This window comes from Kitasatospora sp. NPDC036993, from assembly GCF_055607525.1.
Window position 1 is genome coordinate 172,855 of sequence record NZ_JBVJRP010000001.1, and the last position, 18,793, is coordinate 191,647.

Consider the following 18,793-nt stretch of genomic DNA (forward strand, 5'->3'; position numbering starts at 1 on the left):
CCCGGAGGAAGCAGTTTCAGGTGGGAAGCAACGGCAACATGAGTAAGCGGTACACGGCGGAGTTCAAGAGGGACGCGGTCGCGCTCGTCCGGTCTTCTCCGCACCGGAACGTCACTGAGATCGCCCGGGAGCTGGGGGTCAGCCCGGAGGGGCTGCGGGGCTGGGTCAAGCAGGACCGCACCGATCGGGGCGAGGGCCGGCCCGGTGACCTGACCAGCCCCGAGCGCGAGGAGCTTGCCCGACTTCGTCGGCAGAACCTCGAGCAGCAGAAGACGATCGAGATCCTGCGCAAGGCGGCCGCCTATTTCGCGGCCGAGACGAATCGGTGATCCGCTTCCGTTTCGTTGAGGACCACCACGGCGCCTTCGGCGTCAAGCGGATCTGCCGGGCGCTGGGGATCGCCCGCTCCTCCTTCTACGCCTGGCGGGCCGGTGAACAGGACCGTCGCGCCCGTGAACGGGCCGAGGACCTCTTGGCCGCCGAGATCACGGTGATCCACCTCGCCTCCCGGGGCGCCTACGGCGTCCCGCGCGTCCACGCGGAACTTCGCCGCCAGGGCCGGACGGTGAACCGGAAGAAAGTGGAACGGATCATGCGCGAGCGCGGGATCACGGGCGTCACCCGCCGCCGGCGCCGTGGTCTGACGCGCCAGGCCAGCAAGCCGGTGTTCGCCCCGGACCTTGTCGGGCGCGACTTCACCGCGCCCCGCCCGGGGATGCGGCTGGTCGGCGACATGACCTTCCTGCCGACCGAGGAGGGCTGGCTCTACCTGGCCACCTGCATCGACCTGGCCACCCGCGAGGTGGTCGGCTACGCGATGGCCGACCACCACCGCGCCGAACTGCCGGTGGCCGCGCTGCGGATGGCCGCCGGCCGAGGCGGTCTGGAGCGCGGCTGCGTCTTCCACACGGACCGCGGCAGCGAATATACGTCGAGTGAATTCCGCACCGAGATAGGCAAGTTGGACATGAGGCAGTCGATGGGAAGGGTCGGCTCCTGTTACGATAACGCCGCTGCCGAGAGCTTCTTCGCCGTACTGAAGGAGGAGATCGGCACCCGGGTCTGGCCCGACCGCGCCACCGCCCGGGCGGAGGTATTCTCTTTCATCGAGACCTTCTACAACCGCAGGCGCCTACGCAAACACCCCGAGTAGGGCTACCTCACGCCACTCGAGACCCGCCAGCGGCACCGGCAAGGTCACACCCTCGCAGCGTAGACGGAGAGTGTCCAACCGCAGGGTGGAACTTCACCTCAGTGTTTGTCACCGCCTGCTGACACGATGCACTTGTGCTGATCACCGGACACGAGAACGACCCTCTGATCCCGGGCGAGGAGTTGGTTACCCAACCCGGCTTCTGGGCCGCATACCTACTGTGGCTCGCCGAGGGCGAGGACTTCGAACCCGAGCCCGCCACGTTCGGCGCCGATGGCGCGGACGCGGACGCCGCCTACGAACGGCTCTCCGACCCGGCGGTCTGGCCCGTCCTCCGGCTGCCCATGCAGCATGGCCACAGCATCCTGATCGTCCACCGCAACTTCGTCGAGGACGAAGGGGTCGACTACTACGTGGCGCACCCCGACTGGGATCGGCCACGCTCACTGGCCAGGATCGAGGGCCACTTCGCCGGCCCCGGGCTCGCCTGGTGCGAACTGGTCCACGTCGCCCGGCGCCCCGGCGACGGGCCGGGGGTCACCGATCCGGACGCCCGCCTGCTCCTCCTGCTGCCCATCCTCGGCGACGCCGACCTGCCGGCCGACGCCACCGTGACCATCGCCGACGCCCTTGCAGCCATCGGCACTCCGCCCGAGGCCACAGCCGCCCTCTCCGAGGCCCTGCTCGACCACCCCTTCTGGGACGGCGAGACGTGGTTCTCCGAAGGAAGCTCTCCTCTTAGCGGCGCCAACACCGCCGCCCACCTCAGCCGCGTGCTGCTCTGTGGCGGCTCCTACAGCCCCCGCGGCGTCCGCTTCGGCCTCTCGCCCGACCAGGACGCCCGCCTCGCCGGAGCCCTCGGTACCGCTGGCTGAGGACGACTTCTGGCGCCTTGCCGAACACACCCTGCCTGGGTGCGACTGCCGCTCCGGGAACGCTCTGGCACGGATCTGGCACGGCGGGGTCGGATTGGTCTAGACAATGCGAAAGGCCCAGGTCGTTGACCTGGGCCTTTACTGCTGGAGCGGGCGACGAGAATCGAACTCGCGCTATAAGCTTGGGAAGCTCATGTTCTACCATTAAACTACGCCCGCCTGATGAGCCGTCAGAGACCGCTCGATCCAGTGTCACTGTACCCCATGCGGGACGGTGGATGCACAGGGGGTCGGTGGACGTGGCGGAGCGGGGTGGGGCGGGTGTGGGGGCGTACTGTTTGGGCCGCGTGCGAGTGCTCCGGCGGGTGGGGCCGGAGCGGCGAGCCATGGTGAGGATTGTCCGGAACGTCCCCTCATGTGACGCTGCCCCGGGGCTCGGCCGCCGGGTGCGTGAGTACGGGTGAGTACTGGGTTAGGGATGGGAAGGGGATCGATGGAGCAGCGCGCCGTCGTTCGTTGTGCCGAGGGGCACCTGTTCAGCACCACCACGTTCCCGATGCAGAACCTCGGTCCCGGCCGGCTCGGGCCCGGGAGGTTGATCCGCTGTCCGCAGTGCGGGCGGCTGCGGAGTTCGGTGCTGGCCGACGTGCGGGAACTGTCCGGGCCGCAACTGGCGCGGGCGATGCGGTTGGAGGCCGCCGAGTTCCTGGCCTGACGGCCGGCGGGAGGACTGAGCGGCCCCGGGCGGATTCGTCCGGGGCCGCGTCGTGCACGTAACCTCGAAGCGTGCTGCTCTCTGACAAGGACATCCGGACCGAAATCGAGCTGGGCCGGGTCGGCATCGCCCCGTTCGACCCGGCGATGATCCAGCCGTCGAGTATCGACGTGCGCCTCGACCGCTTCTTCCGCGTGTTCGAGAACCACAAGTACCCGCACATCGACCCCTCCGAGGAGCAGCCGGACCTGACCCGGCTGGTCGAGCCGGAGGGCGACGAGGCGTTCATCCTGCACCCCGGCGAGTTCGTGCTGGCCTCGACGTACGAGGTCATCACGCTGCCCGACGACGTCGCGTCCCGGCTGGAGGGCAAGTCGAGCCTGGGCCGACTGGGCCTGCTGACCCACTCCACGGCCGGCTTCATCGACCCCGGCTTCAGCGGCCACGTGACGCTGGAGCTGTCGAACGTCGCGACGCTGCCGATCAAGCTGTACCCGGGCATGAAGATCGGGCAGTTGTGCCTGTTCCGGCTCTCCTCGCCCTCGGAGCACCCGTACGGCTCGGCGCGCTACGGCTCGCGCTACCAGGGCCAGCGCGGCCCGACGCCGTCCCGCTCGTACCTGAACTTCCACCGCAGCGAGATCTGACCGCAGCCACGAGAGCCGGCGGGCACGACAACCAGCGGGCACGCGGACCAGCAGCCACGCGGACCGGCGGACACGACGGAGCGCACGCACGACGGGCGGCCGATCCCTCAGGTGAGGGATCGGCCGCCCGCGGCGTTCTCAGGCCCGCTCGGGGCTGGTGACGGCGACCAGCTCGGTGCCGTCCTCGGACAGCCGCAGCTCGGTGCGCAGCCCGGTCAGCTCGCCGAGGTGGTGCAGGTGGGTGCCGCCGCAGAAGATCTGCGCGCCGCCCTCGGGCAGTTCGCAGTGCCACTGGCGGCGGGCGGTCAGCTCGGGGCCCGGCACCTCGATGCGGACCGGGGCGTCGGCGGCGACCCAGGCGGCGAGGCGGGCGTTGACGGCCTCGGTGAGGGCGGGCAGCGCGTCGGCCAGGGCCGGGAACTCCTCGGTGGCGTCCACCGTGAAGCCCTTCTTCTTCAGTGACTTGCCGAGCCGGTAGGTGTCGGTGCTGGCCGCGGTGTCCATCACCGAACTCGCCATCGCGAGGCTGTCGAAGTCCGGGTTGCCGAAGGCGTCCGAGCGGCCCGGGTCCTTGCGCCAGCGCGGGGCGAGCGCGGCGTTCAGGGCGAGGGCCAGCAGGTGGCAGCCGCTGTGCGAGGCGCTGAGGGCGCCCCGGCGCTCCGCGTCGACGGCCAGTACGGCGGTGCGCCCGACCAGCTCGCCCGGCTCGCCCAGGACGCCCGAGTCGCCCGGCTCGCCCGGCTCGCCCGGCTCACACGAGTCGCCCAGGACGTGCAGGACCAGCCAGGACCACTCCTCGTCACCGCGCCGGACCGGGATGTCGGCGCCGACCAGCAGTTCCCCGCCCTCCGGGCCGACGGCGCCGGTCAGGCAGTCGACCACGGCCAGCTCGGAGCCGTCCACGGTCAGGGTGCCGTGGTCGGCCGGCTGGTCGGGCCAGGTGTGGTCGAGCGGGTGGAACGGGGTCGCCTCGGTGACGACGGCGTACCGGCCGTCGGCCAGCCGGTGCACCGCGAGCACCGGGGACTCGCCGGTCACCGCCCCGGCCGGGAAGCTGACGTGGGTGGTGGGGAGGGTCATGCCTGGCTCCGGTGAAGGTGGGACGACGAGGGTGGGGCGGGCCCGGCGCTCGACCGCGGCCCGCCCCCATTCTGCCCTTCGCCCGGCGCCGGCCCGCGGGCGCCTCAGCCCAGCGTCGGCAGCTTGATCAGCACCAGCAGCGCGACCAGCTGAACGGCCGAGGCGCCCGCGGCCTTGCCCCAGGGCAGGTCGTGCAGCCGCCGGACCATGCTGGTCAGCAGGTACGCGCAGAGCATCCAGGTGGCCCAGCCGACGACCTGGACGACGACGCTGCCGGAGGGGAGCACCAGGTCGAGCAGCAGCCGGGGCGCGTCGGTGAGCCAGCCGATCAGGGCGGCCAGGCCGACGGTCGCCTTCCACGGACCGTCGCCGCCCAGCTGACGGGCCAGCGCGTAGGTGACCCCGCCGAAGACCGCGCCGGCCACGGTGAACCCGATGGCGGCGGCGAGGATGCCGGTCAGCGCCACGGTGAAGGTCGAGTTGACGATGTCGTCGTGGGTCAGCCCGATGCCGAGCACCGCGAGCGCGCCGTACAGCAGCGAGACGGTGACGGCGGGCAGCCAGACCTGGTGGTCGCGGGTGCGGTCGAAGATCGCGGTCGGCGTGCGGAACAGGCCGGTGAACAGCTCGCGCCAGTGCGGCCTCGGCCCGGCGACGTGCGGGGCTGACTGGCCGCCGGCCCGGTAGACGGCGACGTTGTCCTCGCCGTATCCCTGCTCCTGGCCGTACCCCTGCTCCTCGCCGTACCCCTGTTCCTGGCCGTACGGCTGCCCGCCCTGCTCCGGCCCGGGGCCGTACGCGTACCCCGCGTCCTGGCCGTACCCCTGCCCCTGGCCGTACGGCTGCTGCCCGTACGGGCCGCCCGCCGCGTACGGGTCACCGGCCGGGAAGGCCCTGGTGTTGCCGGGCCGGTCCGCCGCGTACGGGTCGTGCCCGTCCCCCGTCCGGTGCCCGGGCCCGCCGGGCACCCCCTGGTGCGGGCCCGTGAAGTACTCCGGCCCGTCCGTCGCCCCGTGCCCCCCGGGCGCCCCCGGCGGCGGCGGAGCCGACCATCCGCCGTGCGGACGGTCCGCGCCCTGACCGCTGTCGTATCGATTACCAGCCACGGTCCGAAGGTACCCGTCCGGCCCGGCCCGCGTCCGCCCCGGACGGAGCCGGGGCCGGTTTGCAGCGAGGCTGAGACGAACGGGGCCGAAAACCCGTGGGAACGGGCCCGCTGGCGGCTCCCGGAAACCCGGCGGCTCCCGGAAACCCCGGGGCTCCTCCGGAACCCCGGCGGCGCTACCGCTGCGCGCCGACCGAGGGCCCGTGCACCGCCGCGGCCGCGCTGGTGCCGGCCGGGCAGCCGCCCGGGCCGGCCGAGGTGCGCACCGCGCCGACCGGCAGCAGGGTGCCGCAGGCGATCCGGACGCCGTTCGGCAGCTCGTTGTCCGACTCCACGATCGCGCCGTCGCCGATCACCGCGCCGTCCAGCGCCGAGCGGTCGCCGATGGTGGCGAAGGCGCCCACGATCGAGTCCTTGACCAGGCTGTCGCGGCCGATCACCGCGCCGGGCAGGATCACGCTGCCCTCGACGATCGCACCGGCCTCGACCACCGCGTCCTCGGCGACCACGGTGCCGCCGCTGAGCACCGCGCCCGGGTGGACGGTGGCGCCGGGCAGCAGCAGGGCGTCGCCGGTCGGGCCGGGGACGGCCGGGGAGTCGACCTTGCCGAGCACCAGGTCGGCCGAGCCGCGGACGAAGGCCCCCGGGGTGCCCAGGTCCAGCCAGTACGAGGTGTCGACGACGCCGCGCAGCAGCGCGCCGGTGGCCAGCAGCTCGGGGAAGGTCTCGCGCTCGACGGACACCTCCCGGCCGGCCGGGATGCGGTCGATCACGGACCGGGTGAAGACGTAGCAGCCGGCGTTGATCTGGTCGGTGACGATCTGCTCCGGGGTCTCCGGCTTCTCCAGGAACTCCAGCACCCGCCCGTTCCCGTCGGTCGGGACGAGGCCGAAGGCCCGCGGGTCCTCGACCCGGGTCAGGTGCAGGGTGACGTCGGCCCCGGTGGCCACGTGGCCGTCGCGCAGGGCGGCGATGTCGAGACCGGAGAGGATGTCGCCGTTGAAGACCAGGACCGGTTCGTCCGGGCCGCAGGTCAGGCCCGAGGCGGCGTTGCGGATCGCCCCGCCGGTGCCCAGCGGCTCGCGCTCGGTCAGGTAGACCAGCTCGATGCCGTACGGGGTGCCGTCCTGGAAGTGGTCCTCGAACACCTCGGCCAGGTACGAGGTCGCCAGCACGACGCGGGTGACGCCGGCGGCGGCCGCGCGGGCCAACTGGTGCGCGATGAACGGGACGCCTGCCACCGGCAGCATCGGCTTGGGGGTGTGGGTGGTCAGCGGACGCAGTCGCGTGCCCTTACCACCGACCAGCATGATCGCCTCGGTCATGGTCTGCGCTGTTCCCCTTGTGGTCTCTGCGGCCCGGCCCTGCGGGCCGATACCTCCGTCGTCGGTCTGGACCCGGCCGTCCGGCCGGCGCGGGTCGCCACCCGCCCGGGCTCGCGTCCGGACGGGTCGACCGGCACCGAGCCGGTCCGGGCCTACTGTATTTGCTTCCGACCGAATGCCCGTCCGGCGCCTGTGCGATTGCCGTCACTCGCCGTACGCCCGCCGTACCGGCGCAGGCCGTCCGGGTCGTCCGAAAGCCCGGCCCGGCGGGCGCGTTCGCGGCGTCCACCGGGCCGGGCAGTTGTAGCAGAACTGTCGAACAGCGGGCTCCGCGGCGGTCGTTACGCGTCCACCGTCGCGGGCTGCTCCTCGTTCCCGGCCGGCGGCGGGGCCTTCACCGAGTCGAGCAGCAGCTGGGCCACGTCGACCACCTTCAGGTGTTCCTTGGCCGCGCCCTCGTTCTTCTTGCCGTTGACCGAGTCGGAGAGCATCACCAGGCAGAACGGGCAGGCGGTGGAGACGATGTCCGGGTCGAGCGACAGCGCCTCGTCCACGCGCTCGGTGTTGATCCGCTTGCCGATGCGCTCCTCCATCCACATCCGGGCACCGCCGGCGCCGCAGCAGAAGCCGCGCTCCTTGTGCCGGTGCATCTCCTGCTGGCGCAGACCGGGGACCTTGTCCATGATCTCGCGCGGCGGGCTGTAGACCTTGTTGTGGCGGCCCAGGTAGCAGGGGTCGTGGTAGGTGATCAGGCCCTCGACCGGGTTGACCGGGACGAGCTTGCCCTCGTCGATGAGGTGCTGGAGCAGCTGGGTGTGGTGGATGACCTCGAAGTGGCCGCCCAGCTGCGGGTACTCGTTGGCGATGGTGTTGAAGCAGTGCGGGCAGGTGGCCACGATCCGCTTGACCGGCGCGTCCTCCAGGGCCGCGTTCAGCGTCTCCACGTTCTGGGCGCCGAGCATCTGGAAGAGGAACTCGTTGCCCAGGCGGCGGGCGGAGTCACCGGTGCAGGACTCCTCCTTGCCGAGGATCGCGAACTTCACGCCCGCGGTGTGCAGCAGTTCGGCGAAGGCCTTGGTGGTCTTCTTGGCGCGGTCCTCCAGGGCGCCGGCGCAGCCGACCCAGTAGAGGTACTCGACCTCGGCGGGGTCGATGTCCTCGCCGATCACCGGCACCTCGATGCCGGTCTCCTTCTGGAGCTCCTTGACCCAGGCCAGGCGGGCCTTGGTGGCCATGCCCCACGGGTTGCCCTTGTTCTCCAGGTTCTTGAGCATCGTCCCGGCCTCGGTCGGGAACGAGGACTCGATCATCACCTGGTAGCGGCGCATGTCGACGATGTGGTCGATGTGCTCGATGTCCACCGGGCACTGCTCGACGCAGGCGCCGCAGGTGGTGCAGGACCACAGCACGTCCGGGTCGATGACGCCGCCCTCCTCGGCGGTGCCGATCAGCGGGCGCTCGGCCTCGGCCAGGGCGGCCGCCGGAACGTCCTTGAGCTGCTCGGGGCTCGCCTGCTCCTCCCCTTCGGCGGACTTGCCGCCGCCGGCCAGCAGGTACGGCGCCTTGCCGTAGGCGTGCTCGCGCAGGCTCATGATCAGCAGCTTCGGCGAGAGCGGCTTGCCGGTGTTCCAGGCCGGGCACTGCGACTGGCAGCGGCCGCACTCGGTGCAGGTGGAGAAGTCGAGGATGCCCTTCCAGGAGAAGTGCTCGACCTGGGAGACGCCGAACACGGCGTCCTCGGCCGGGTCCTCGAAGTCGATCGGCTGACCGTTGCTGGTCATCGGACGCAGGGCGCCGAGCGCGGTGCCGCCGTCCTCCTCGCGCTTGAAGTAGATGTTGAAGAAGCCGAGGAAGCGGTGCCAGGCCACGCCCATCGAGGGGTTGAGGCCGATGGTGGTCGCCCACGCGAACGAGATGCAGATCTTCAGCATCGCGAACAGGTAGATCAGGTTCTCCAGCGTGCCGTGCGACAGGCCGCTCAGCGCGGAGACCAGCGGGTACGAGACCAGGTGCTCGGGGCCGTACGAGTCGACGCCGTTGAGGGCGCCCTCCAGGGCGCGCAGCATCAGGATGCACAGGCCGATGCCGAGGATCGTGTACTCGACGTAGAAGGCCTGCCAGGCGATCGAGCCGGCGAACCGGGACTTGCGGCCGGACCTGGACGGCAGGCTCATCAGCCGGATCACGATCAGGACCAGGATCCCGAGCGTGGTCAGGGTGCCGATCAGCTCGACGAAGAGCTGCCAGATCATCCAGTGGCCGATGACCGGCAGCGCGAAGTCGGCGTCGAAGAGCTGGCCGAAGGCGTTGACGATGGTCAGCACCAGGCTGAAGAAGCCGACCGCGACGAACCAGTGGGCGATGCCGACGATCCCCCAGCGGTTCATCCTGGTGTGGCCGAAGAACTCGGTCGCGAGGGTCTTCGCCCGCTGGGCGGGCTGCCCGAAGCGGGTGGCGTCGTCCGCACCCGTGCGGACCACCTTGTAGATGTACAGCGCCGCACGGGCGGCGAGCGCGGTGCCGATCACGAACGTGACCAGCGAGATGACGATCGCTGCTAGCTGCATCGGCTCTCCGTCTCCTGCGGCTTTGCTGTTGAACAGGCCCTGCGGCCCCACGGTCTTCGGGCTGATTGTACTGGTCGGTAACTTGCCGGGCCGACGGCCCGGACATTACCGGTGGACAACGGTTCCCAGAAGATTCCCAAGCTATGGCGACAGTCACGTGGGCGCACCCCGCCACGGCGTGGCGCAGGTCTCCGGAGCGATTCGGCTCAGCAAAGTTGAGCGCTGGACACTCAGGCCTGTTGACGCCGCCCGTCGGGTCGTGCATCCTTGAGCCTGTAAAGCTCAACTCTTCCGTGGAGGTATTTACGATGGCACGCGCGGTCGGCATCGACCTCGGTACGACGAACTCGGTCGTCAGCGTTCTGGAGGGTGGCGAGCCCACCGTCATCACGAACGCAGAGGGTGCGCGGACCACGCCGTCCGTCGTCGCCTTCGCCAAGAACGGCGAGGTGCTCGTCGGCGAGGTGGCCAAGCGCCAGGCGGTCACCAACGTCGACCGCACCATCCGCTCGGTCAAGCGCCACATGGGCACCGGGTGGAAGATCAACATCGATGGCAAGGACTTCAACCCCCAGCAGATCTCGGCCTTCGTGCTCCAGAAGCTGAAGCGCGACGCCGAGGCGTACCTGGGCGAGACCGTCACCGACGCCGTCATCACCGTCCCGGCGTACTTCAACGACTCGGAGCGCCAGGCGACCAAGGAGGCCGGCGAGATCGCGGGCCTCAACGTCCTGCGCATCGTCAACGAGCCGACCGCGGCCGCCCTCGCGTACGGCCTCGACAAGGACGACCAGACCATCCTGGTCTTCGACCTCGGCGGCGGCACCTTCGACGTCTCCCTGCTGGAGATCGGCGACGGGGTCGTCGAGGTGAAGGCCACCAACGGTGACAACCACCTCGGTGGCGACGACTGGGACCAGCGCGTCGTCGACCACCTGGTCAAGGTCTTCCAGGCCGGCCACGGCGTCGACCTGTCCAAGGACAAGATGGCCCTCCAGCGCCTGCGCGAGGCGTCCGAGAAGGCCAAGATCGAGCTGTCCTCGTCCTCCGAGACCTCGATCAACCTGCCGTACATCACGGCCTCCGCCGAGGGCCCGCTGCACCTGGACGAGAAGCTCACCCGGGCCCAGTTCCAGCAGCTGACCTCGGACCTGCTGGAGCGCTGCAAGGTCCCGTTCCACAACGTGATCAAGGACGCCGGCATCTCGCTCTCCGAGATCGACCACGTCGTCCTGGTCGGTGGCTCGACCCGCATGCCGGCCGTCGCCGAGCTCGTCAAGGAGCTGACCGGCGGTCAGGACGCCAACAAGGGCGTCAACCCGGACGAGGTCGTCGCCATCGGCGCCGCGCTCCAGGCCGGTGTCCTCAAGGGCGAGGTCAAGGACGTCCTCCTGCTGGACGTCACCCCGCTGTCCCTCGGCATCGAGACCAAGGGCGGCATCATGACCAAGCTGATCGAGCGCAACACCACGATCCCGACCAAGCGCTCCGAGATCTTCACCACGGCCGAGGACAACCAGCCGTCCGTGCAGATCCAGGTCTACCAGGGCGAGCGCGAGATCGCGGCGTACAACAAGAAGCTCGGGATGTTCGAGCTGACCGGCCTGCCGCCGGCGCCGCGCGGCCTGCCGCAGATCGAGGTCACCTTCGACATCGACGCCAACGGCATCATGCACGTCGGTGCCAAGGACCTCGGCACCGGCAAGGAGCAGAAGATGACCGTCACCGGCGGCTCCTCGCTGCCGAAGGACGAGGTCGACCGGATGCGCCGCGAGGCCGAGCAGTACGCCGAGGACGACCACAAGCGCCGCGAGTCCGTGGAGACCCGCAACTCCGCCGAGCAGCTCGTCTACTCGACCGAGAAGTTCATCGCCGACAACGCCGACAAGCTGCCGGCCGACGTCAAGGCCGAGGTCGAGACCGCCATCGGCGAGCTCAAGGAGGCCCTGAAGGGCGAGGACATCGCGAAGATCCGCGAAGCCTCGGAGAAGGTCTCCACCACCGCGCAGAAGCTCGGCCAGGCGCTGTACGCCAACGCCGACGCCGCCGGTGCCGCCCCCACCGGTGACTCCGCCCAGGCCAAGGACGACGACGTCGTCGACGCCGAGATCGTGGACGACGAGAAGCCCAAGGGCGGTGCGGCATGACGGACAAGCCGCAGGGCGGCAAGCCCGGCGACGACTCCGCCGCCGAAGAGGCCGTGATCAAGGCTGCCGAGGAGGCCGCCGCCGGTGGCTCCGGGGAGTCCGGTTCGGAGGACCTCGCCGCCGCCAAGCGCGAGCTCTCCGAGCGCACCGGTGACCTCCAGCGCCTCCAGGCCGAGTACCAGAACTACCGCAAGCGGGTCGAGCGCGACCGGCTGACCGTCCGCGAGATCGCCGTCTCCAACATCCTGGAGTCGCTGATCCCGGTCCTGGACGACATCGGCCGCGCCCGTGAGCACGGCGAGGTGACGGGCGGCTTCAAGTCCGTCGCCGAGTCGCTGGAGACGGTCGTCGCCAAGCTGGGCCTCCAGCAGTTCGGCAAGGAGGGCGAGCCCTTCGACCCGACCATGCACGAGGCGCTGATGCACAGCTACTCCTCGGACGTCACCGAGGACACCTGCGTGCAGGTCCTCCAGCCCGGCTACCGCATCGGCGAGCGGATCATCCGCCCGGCGATGGTGGCCGTCGCGGAACCGCAGCCCGGCAGCCAGGCGTCCTCGGACGCCGAGGCGAAGTCCGCCGACCCGGACAAGTCCGACGGTGGCTCGGACAGCTGACAACCTGTGACAGCTGGAACCCAGTGACAGCTGACACCCAGTGCGCTGCGGAGTCGTACGCCGGCAAGTACGGCGGCCGGCTCCGCAGCGCGCTGTCGACGGTCGTTCGCTCAGCGCCTGTTGACAGCTCTGTGACTATGGACATCGGGAGGTGGCGGAAGCCATGAGTGGCAAGGACTTTGTCGAGAAGGACTACTACAAGGTCCTCGGCGTGCCCAAGGACGCCACCGCCACCGAGATCAAGAAGACCTACCGCAAGCTCGCGCGCGAGTTCCACCCCGACGCCAACACGGGTGACCCCAAGGCCGAGGAGCGGTTCAAGGACATCTCCGAGGCGTACGACGTCCTCTCCGACGAGAAGCGCCGCAAGGAGTACGACGAGGCCCGCAGCCTCTTCGCCAACGGCGGCTTCCGGGCCGGCGGCGGCCCCGGCGGCACCGGCAGCTACAGCTTCGACTTCGGCGACCTCTTCAGCGGCCAGCAGGGCGGCGGCGGGGGCGGCGGAGGCGGGCTCGGCGACGTCTTCGGCGGCCTCTTCAACCGCGGCGGCACCCGGCAGGCCCCGCCCAGGCGCGGCGCCGACGTCGAGACCGAGGTGACGCTCTCCTTCGAGGAGGCGGTCGACGGCGCGACCGTCCCGCTGCGGATGACCAGCCAGGCCCCGTGCCGTCACTGCAACGGCAGCGGCGCCAAGTCCGGCACCACCCCGCGGGTCTGCCCGACCTGTGTCGGCGCGGGCACCGTCAGCCGCGGCCAGGGCGCCTTCGCGCTCTCCGAGCCGTGCAAGGACTGCCGCGGCCGGGGCATGATCGTCGACGACCCGTGCCCCGACTGCCACGGCAGCGGCCGGGCCAGCTCGGCCCGCACCATGCAGGTCCGCATCCCGGCCGGCGTCCAGGCCGACCAGCGCATCCGGCTCAAGGGCAAGGGCGCCCAGGGCGAGCGCGGCGGACAGCCCGGCGACCTCTACGTCACCGTGCACGTCGACCCGCACCCGGTCTTCGGGCGCAAGGGCGACAACCTCACGGTCACCGTCCCGGTCACCTTCCCCGAGGCGGCGCTCGGCGCCACCATCGAGGTGCCCACCCTGAACGGCCCCGCCGTGAAGCTCAAGCTCCCCCCGGGCAGCGCCAACGGCCTCACCATGCGCGCCCGCGGCAAGGGTGCCACCCGCAAGGACGGCACCCGCGGCGACCTCCTCGTCACCGTCGAGGTCGTGGTGCCCCAGCAGGTCGCCGGCGACGCGCTGAACGCCCTGGAGCAGTACCGCGAGGCCACCGCCTCCGACGATCCGCGAGCCGCCCTGTTCCGGGCGGCGAAGGGAGCGTGACGACCAGATGTCCCCGATGAACCCGATCGATCCCGACACCCCGATCGGCCCCGGCGTCGGCGAGGGCCTGCCCGGTGCCGGCCCGCGCCGCACCCGCCGGGCCGCGGCCCCGCCGCAGTACGTCCTCACCGAGGACACCCCGGTGTACGTCATCTCCGTGGCCGCCGAACTGTCCGGGCTGCATCCGCAGACCCTGCGCCAGTACGACCGCCTCGGCCTGGTCTGCCCCGACCGCACCGCGGGCCGCGGCCGCCGCTACTCCGCGCGCGACATCCAGCAGCTGCGCGAGGTCCAGCGGCTCTCCCAGGACGAGGGCATCAACCTGGCGGGCATCAAGCGGATCATCGAGCTGGAGAACCAGGTCTCCGCCCTCCAGTCCCGCGTCGCGGAACTGGTCGACTCCCTGGAGGGCGCCGCCAGCGCCCTGCGGCAGCGCGAGGCCGCCGTCCACGCCTCCTACCGCCGTGACCTCGTCCCGTACCAGCCCCCCACCCCGCAGTCCAGCGCCCTCGTCGTCTGGCGCCCCAGGCGCTGACCGGGCCACCCACCGAGCCGCCGGCCCCTCCTCTCGGGGGGTGCCGGCGGCTCGGTGTTGGTGAGAGAGTGTCGCTCTGGCGATCGGCCAAGCTCGGGAGAGACCGGCGATCTCATCATCAGCAATGGTCACGCGCCCTAGGATCTGCTGGGACGGGTCACGGCGGGTTGGGTCAACGGCAAGGAGCCGGCATGAGTGGACGAGCTCAATTCGGCCCCATCACGAGTGGGGGGCCGATACTTTCCGCGGAAGCTCGTGCGCTTTTCCTGCACATCATCAGGACCGGCGGGAGTACGTCGAAAGAGGTCCCGGCCCCGGGTGAATCGGGTCCGCTGGACGAATTGATCAGAATAGGCCTTCTGGTCCCTGACCTCGACGCGCCGGACAGCCTGATCGCCATCGACCCGACCCAGCTTTCGGAGAGCCTCAGCAGCACCTGGCAGCGACAGGCGCTCGAGCTTCTCACCCGGGCCGTCGCCCTGCCGACCGAACTGAGCGAACTCGCCCAGGAGTTTCACACGCCCGGACAGGTCGGCGGCTCGATCGAGTATGTCCATGGCAAAGTGCTGATAAATCAGAAGATGCAGCAGTACGCCGACGCGGGCGCCGAGGAGGCGCTGGCACTCCAGCCAGGGGGTCCACGGCCTCCCGAGCTCCTGGCCTCGGTGATCGACCGGGACCTCGCCATGCTGGGCAACGGCACGAAGATCCGGACGATCTACCACGCCAGCACGCGTTACCACCAGCCCACCCGGGACTACGTCACACGCCTGGCCAAGGCCGGCGGCCAGTACAGAACCCTTGACGAGCCCTATACCCGGCTCATCGTCATAGACCGGAAGATGGCCGTCATCCCGGTCGCGCACGACTTGAACATGGCGGCCTTCATCCACGAACCCGCGGTGGCCACCTACCTCGCCGAGCAGGTCTTCGAGCCGAGCTGGAGCCGCGCCCTCGACTTCGACGGGGACCGCGCCGTCCCCCAGCAGGTCGTCTCGCGGCTTCGCCAGACGATCATCGATCTACTGCTGGCGGGAACCAATCACAGAGTCATCGCGAGACGCCTGGGAATCAGCGAACGCACCCTGGCCCGCCATATCGCCGAGATGCGCGAGGAGCACAATGTGGACTCCTTGTTCCAACTCGGATACGCGCTCGCGCGGGCTGAATCCACAAACGGGAACCATCCGTAGAGACATGCCCGCGCCAGCGGCGCGTCGGATCAGTGGCGGGTAAAAACGCGCCGGCCGCCCACCTGCGAATACGTTTCCCGCGGACGAGGAAGTCCGGGGAAGTCTCGCATCAGTGCCGGTCGGCACACGCGGTCAGCCCCAGCTGATGTCGTCGAGGACGGAGACAGCGGCAACGGCCGACGAGTCGGGCGCCGCCTGCCCGTGGTCGACCGCGAGATACCCGCCGAGCAATGCAGCCGCACCGACAACCAGAGGCAGGACCGCGTTACGGACGAAACGGCACAAGTGAGACATGCCCACCCCTTCTGTCATCTGCGTCGAACGCAGCGCCTAGACAAAACTTACCGACCACATGTTGCCGCAGGGTGCACGAGCCTGCCAATAGCTGCACGCCTGAGAACGCGTCATCTCCCTGCCAGGCATCCATATGACACCGGGAAGCCCTGGACGGGGCAGGTGCCACAGATGGACGATCAGTTCGCCCCCGATAGTCCAGCACCAGTTGACAATTCTGTTGCTGTACTGTCAATTCTCCCAACAATCGGGGCATCGGACTACTTGAAGCAGCAACCACTCTCCACGCCTGCCGACGCACTTTTCAACCCGGTCGGCCTTTCCCCGGAGTCGACATGACCGAGCCCTACCTGCGTCACCACGACAGCCAGGCCCCTGAGGGTCGGCGTGCACGTGTGTTCCTGGCCGCGCCGCTGATGCGGCTGACCGGGCCGGCCGACAGCGTGGTGACGCTCGCCAGCCGGACGCGGCTGACGACGCTCCGCACCACCCTCCTCCGCAGCGGTGCCGCCGTGTACAGCGCGCACCACAGCGACGCCTGGACCATCTCCGGCCGCGCGCCGGAGCCGCGCGTTCCGTCCGACTTCCGCGCCCTCCAGTCCGCCGACCTGGTGTTCGCCTACGTCGGGGCCCCCCTCTCGGCCGGCGTGAGCCTGGAGCTCGGCTGGGCGTCGGCGCTGCGCAAGCCGATCGTCCTCCTGGTCGACGAGGCCATCACCCACAACCCGCTGATCGCCACCATCGAGCAGGTCGCCCCTGTCCTGCCGCTGGTCTTCGACGACACCTGGTCGCAGGAGGCCCTCAACCACACGGTCGAGACCGCGCTCGACTGGGCCGGCATGGCGCTCTCCCTGCGCGAGGGCTTCTGGACCGCCCCCGGCGAGCAGTTCAGCGTCCCCCGGCAGCAGCCCCCGGTCCCCGGCTACTGGCCGACCGGCGCCGCCACCGGCTGAACGGCGGCTGCCCACCGGGCTCTCCCGCCCGGGCTCCCCGCGGCTGCCGGCCCGGCCGGAACAGCGTCTCCGCGTCGTACGAGTCCCGCGGCCGGGCGAACCGGCCCGCCACCGCACGTTCCCCGAGGCACCGGCCGCTCGCGCCGGCACGCCGGGTGAGTCGCTGGACGAACAACGGGGTGGCGGAGTGTCAGTCATGGCGCTCGCCCCGCAGCTGCCAGCCGAGGTGGAAGAGGGTCCGGGCGCCGTAGCGGTCGCGCAGCCGGGAGATGTGGGCCGCGACGGTACGTTCGCTCACACCCAGCCGGGTCGCGACGGCGCGCTGGGTGAGACCGCGGGCGAGCAGCCGGCCGATCCGGACGGTGGTGGCGGGCGGCGGGTCGAGGTGACGGCCGACGGGTGCGGCGCGGGCCCAGTCGCGTTCGAACTGGGCGACCAGGTAGGCCACGGTGGTGGGGTCGGTGAGGAAGGCGGCACGGCTGCGGTCCTCCGCGGCGGGGATGACCGCCACCGCACGGTCGAAGACCAGCACCCGCTCGTACGGTTCGGTGAGGACCCGGACCTGGGCGCCCTGCCCGGCGCGCAGCGCGATCTGGCTCTGCACGGCGGGATCGGCGACGGTGGCCGGCTGGTAGACGGTGCGCAGTGAGCAGCCCCGGCGGAGCAGCGAGAGGTCCTGGGCGAGGGCCATCCTGAGGGCTTCGAGCGGACGCGGGCCGGGCTGGGCGGCCAGGACCTCCTCCCGGCACTCCGAGACGAGTTCGGTGACCCGTCGGCGGACGTCGGCGGCGTCGTCGACGGTGTCGGCCGGACCGGAGGTGCCGGGGTCGACGGCCGGCGCACACCGGTCCGGGTGGCGGGCCGTGTCGTAGGCGCGGGCGAGCGGCCCGAGGGTGCCGGGGAGCCGCTCGGCGTGCAGCAGCAGGCGGACGGCGCGGGAGCGCAGTTCGAAGCCGATGCGGTCGACCTGGGCCCGCGGGTCGGCGGCCGTCCAGCCGGTGGCGGTGGGGGCGAGCAGGCCGCGGGCGACGAGGGCGGCCAGGGTGGGACGGTCGGCGGGGGCGAGGTCCTCGGGGCGCAGCCGCCCGCCGCCGCGGACCGCGGCGAGGTAGAGGGCCCGTTCGGCCTGGCCCGGCTCATCGGTCATCGCGGGCGCCCCGCATCAGCCAGCCGAGCTGGAAGAGGGTCTGGGCGCCGTAGCGGTCGCGCAGCCGGGAGATGTGGCCGGCGACGGTGCGTTCGCTCAGGCCGAGCCTGGTGGCGACGGCGCGCTGGGTGAGACCGCGGGCGAGCAGCCGGCCGACCCGGTCGGGGATGGTCCTGGCGGCTCCCTGGCCGGGGGTGGCGGTCTCGGTGGTCTCGGCGCGCGCCCAGTCGCGTTCGAAGGTGCCGACCAGGTAGGTGATGGTGGCCGGGTCGCTGATGAAGGCGGCGGTGCTGTTGTCGTCGTTGGCGGAGATCACGGCGACGGACCGGTCGAAGACGATCAGCCGCTGGAAGGGCTCGTCGAGCACGCGGATGAGCGAGCCGTGCCGGGTGACCTCCTCGGCGTAGGCGCGGGCCGGCGGGTCGGCGAGGGCGACCGGCTGGTAGACGGTGCGCAGCGAGCAGCCGCGCCTGAGCAGTTGGACGTCCTGGCGGAGCGCGACCTGGAGGGTGTCGGCGGGACGGTGTCCCGGCTGCGCGGTGAGGACCTCGGAGCGGCAGTCGGAGACGAGCTGGGAGATCCGCTGGCGGATGTGGACGTGCCCCTCGACGTGGACGGCGCCGCCGGCCGGGCCGGACGGGCGGGGCATCGCGTCGTAGGCGCGGGTCAGACCGTCCAGGGCGCCGGGGAGGTTCTCCGCGCGGACCAGCAGGCGGGTGGCCTCGCTGCGCAGTTCGGCGCCGAGGCGGTCGCTGACCGAGCGCGGGCTGACCGCGGTGTAGCAGCGGTCCATCGGGTTGACCATCAACAGGCCGATGTCGATGAGCTGTTGCAGCGCGCCCTGGTCGATGTCGGTGACCTCGCCGGCCGGGACGCGGCCACCCTCGGCGATGACGGCCAGGTAGAGCTGCCGGGCGGCCTCGTCGGGCTCCTCGCCCACGTGCCCCGCCTGGTCCGGTGTGACCGCCGGTTCCGCCGTCACGTCGTGCCCTCCCTGCCGGACGCCTCTCCCCTGGTGTTGCCCCGTGTTCCCCGCCGCGCGGGCCGTGGTCCCGGTGGGCCGGCCGGGCCCGCGGATCCGGATGCCGGTACGGCGTGGTCCCGGGCGTGGCG

At 71.1% G+C, this 18,793-nt stretch carries 16 protein-coding genes, 1 tRNA gene and 1 pseudogene; 11 read left to right on the top strand and 7 right to left on the bottom strand.

Annotated features, from left to right (window positions below):
- The first annotated feature begins 20 nt into the window (after positions 1–20).
- From ACZ7C5_RS00805 to ACZ7C5_RS00815, 3 genes are all read left to right on the top strand, one after another.
- Positions 21–329 carry a transposase gene (locus tag ACZ7C5_RS00805; RefSeq protein ID WP_079183438.1) on the top strand — a complete coding sequence of 103 codons (309 nt, stop codon included), beginning with the start codon at positions 21–23 and terminating at the stop codon, positions 327–329.
- The gene (locus ACZ7C5_RS00810) at positions 326–1,153 is read left to right on the top strand and encodes an IS3 family transposase (RefSeq protein ID WP_470321647.1); all 828 of its coding nucleotides are present in this window, start codon (positions 326–328) and stop codon (positions 1,151–1,153) included. Before ACZ7C5_RS00805 ends, ACZ7C5_RS00810 begins: the two co-directional genes overlap by 4 nt.
- A gap of 134 nt (positions 1,154–1,287) precedes the next feature.
- Positions 1,288–2,028: a hypothetical protein gene (locus tag ACZ7C5_RS00815; RefSeq protein WP_470321648.1), complete on the top strand. Its 741-nt coding sequence runs from the start codon at positions 1,288–1,290 to the stop codon at positions 2,026–2,028.
- Between the two features lie 145 nt (positions 2,029–2,173).
- Here the strand turns inward: ACZ7C5_RS00815 and ACZ7C5_RS00820 are convergent.
- A tRNA-Gly gene (locus ACZ7C5_RS00820) sits at positions 2,174–2,247 on the bottom strand.
- 274 nt (positions 2,248–2,521) lie between these two features.
- Here ACZ7C5_RS00820 and ACZ7C5_RS00825 point away from each other — a divergent pair.
- Both ACZ7C5_RS00825 and dcd read left to right on the top strand, forming a co-directional pair.
- On the top strand, positions 2,522–2,743 hold the full coding sequence (locus ACZ7C5_RS00825; protein WP_188295076.1) for a hypothetical protein: 222 nt from the start codon (positions 2,522–2,524) through the stop codon (positions 2,741–2,743).
- 71 nt (positions 2,744–2,814) lie between these two features.
- Entirely contained in the window at positions 2,815–3,390 is a 576-nt protein-coding gene (dcd, locus tag ACZ7C5_RS00830; RefSeq protein ID WP_188295077.1) for a dCTP deaminase, read from the top strand.
- 138 nt (positions 3,391–3,528) lie between these two features.
- Here dcd and ACZ7C5_RS00835 read toward each other — a convergent pair whose 3' ends face one another.
- The 4 genes and pseudogenes from ACZ7C5_RS00835 to ACZ7C5_RS00850 all read right to left on the bottom strand — a co-directional run bounded on the left by ACZ7C5_RS00835 (position 3,529) and on the right by ACZ7C5_RS00850 (position 9,467).
- Positions 3,529–4,470 carry an alanyl-tRNA editing protein gene (locus tag ACZ7C5_RS00835; RefSeq protein ID WP_401080848.1) on the bottom strand — a complete coding sequence of 314 codons (942 nt, stop codon included), beginning with the start codon at positions 4,468–4,470 and terminating at the stop codon, positions 3,529–3,531.
- 104 nt (positions 4,471–4,574) lie between these two features.
- Positions 4,575–5,576, bottom strand: a complete 1,002-nt coding sequence (locus ACZ7C5_RS00840; RefSeq protein ID WP_401080851.1) for a Yip1 family protein — start codon at positions 5,574–5,576, stop codon at positions 4,575–4,577.
- 250 nt (positions 5,577–5,826) lie between these two features.
- Positions 5,827–6,900, bottom strand: a pseudogene (gene manB / locus ACZ7C5_RS00845) (mannose-1-phosphate guanylyltransferase); the annotation flags it as partial.
- Between the two features lie 341 nt (positions 6,901–7,241).
- Positions 7,242–9,467: a (Fe-S)-binding protein gene (locus ACZ7C5_RS00850; protein ID WP_401080854.1), complete on the bottom strand. Its 2,226-nt coding sequence runs from the start codon at positions 9,465–9,467 to the stop codon at positions 7,242–7,244.
- Between the two features lie 308 nt (positions 9,468–9,775).
- On the opposite strand from ACZ7C5_RS00850, the gene dnaK reads away from it, so the two are divergent.
- The 6 genes from dnaK (at position 9,776) to ACZ7C5_RS00880 (ending at position 16,533) form a co-directional block, all read left to right on the top strand.
- A complete protein-coding gene (gene dnaK, locus ACZ7C5_RS00855; RefSeq protein WP_401080856.1) occupies positions 9,776–11,614 on the top strand; it encodes a molecular chaperone DnaK in 1,839 nt (612 codons plus the stop codon).
- Positions 11,611–12,228, top strand: a complete 618-nt coding sequence (grpE, locus tag ACZ7C5_RS00860; protein ID WP_401080859.1) for a nucleotide exchange factor GrpE — start codon at positions 11,611–11,613, stop codon at positions 12,226–12,228. The genes dnaK and grpE overlap by 4 nt, the downstream gene beginning before the upstream one ends.
- Before the next feature lie 163 nt (positions 12,229–12,391).
- Entirely contained in the window at positions 12,392–13,558 is a 1,167-nt protein-coding gene (gene dnaJ / locus ACZ7C5_RS00865; RefSeq protein ID WP_401080862.1) for a molecular chaperone DnaJ, read from the top strand.
- Positions 13,559–13,574: 16 nt separating this feature from the next.
- A complete protein-coding gene (locus ACZ7C5_RS00870) occupies positions 13,575–14,093 on the top strand; it encodes a heat shock protein transcriptional repressor HspR (protein ID WP_188295102.1) in 519 nt (172 codons plus the stop codon).
- Between the two features lie 191 nt (positions 14,094–14,284).
- Positions 14,285–15,286: a helix-turn-helix domain-containing protein gene (locus ACZ7C5_RS00875; protein WP_401080865.1), complete on the top strand. Its 1,002-nt coding sequence runs from the start codon at positions 14,285–14,287 to the stop codon at positions 15,284–15,286.
- Positions 15,287–15,915: 629 nt separating this feature from the next.
- On the top strand, positions 15,916–16,533 hold the full coding sequence (locus tag ACZ7C5_RS00880) for a TIR domain-containing protein (protein ID WP_188295087.1): 618 nt from the start codon (positions 15,916–15,918) through the stop codon (positions 16,531–16,533).
- A gap of 190 nt (positions 16,534–16,723) precedes the next feature.
- On the opposite strand, the gene ACZ7C5_RS00885 is transcribed toward ACZ7C5_RS00880, so the two are convergent.
- Positions 16,724–17,680, bottom strand: coding sequence for a helix-turn-helix domain-containing protein (locus ACZ7C5_RS00885; protein ID WP_401080869.1), 957 nt, complete (start codon positions 17,678–17,680; stop codon positions 16,724–16,726).
- Positions 17,670–18,662, bottom strand: coding sequence for a LuxR family transcriptional regulator (locus ACZ7C5_RS00890; RefSeq protein WP_401080872.1), 993 nt, complete (start codon positions 18,660–18,662; stop codon positions 17,670–17,672). The genes ACZ7C5_RS00885 and ACZ7C5_RS00890 overlap by 11 nt, the downstream gene beginning before the upstream one ends.
- Between the last annotated feature and the right edge of the window lie 131 nt (positions 18,663–18,793).